The organism is Achromobacter sp. 1011811831, from assembly GCF_059760905.1.
Map to the genome: position 1 here is coordinate 1 of NZ_JCBANG010000216.1, position 525 is coordinate 525.

The 525-nt window shown below is 65.7% G+C and carries 1 protein-coding gene; it reads right to left on the bottom strand.

Features of this window, described 5'->3' with window-relative positions; genetic code table 11:
• Nucleotides 1-525, bottom strand: a 525-nt coding sequence (locus AC6LJ9_RS30665; protein WP_498150457.1) for a VCBS domain-containing protein, incomplete at both ends; no start/stop codon positions are given.

Consider the following 525-nt stretch of genomic DNA (forward strand, 5'->3'; position numbering starts at 1 on the left):
TGACATCCAGCTTGCCGCCGGTGGTGAGCTTGTCGTCTTCCTTGACCGAACCGGCGTCGTCGCCCGGCTTGCTCGGGGTGATGACGGCCGCGTCGTTGGTGCCGGTGATGGTGACGGTGATGACCTGCGTGGCGGTGCCGCCGTTGCCGTCGTCGACGGTGACGGTGATGGTGTCGGTGACCTTCTGGCCTTCGGCCAGCGCCTGGACCTTGGCGTCGCCGTTGTTCAGCGTGTAGGTCCACTTGCCGGTGCCGTCGACGGTGAAGGTGCCGTACTGGCCCTTGCCGTTGTCGTTGACGGACCAGGTGTGCTTGTCAGTGGCGTCGATGTCGTGCTGGGTCAGCTGGCCGGAGGTGGTCAGCTGCCCGTCTTCCTTGACGGCACCCGTGGCCAGGCCGGTGATGGTCGGCTTGTCGTTGGTGCCGTTGATGGTGATGACGACCTGGCCGGTGGTGCCGTCAGCGGTCGTGACCGTGAATTTCTCGGTCAGCGAGTCCTTGGCGCCGAGCTGCTGGATGGCCTTGG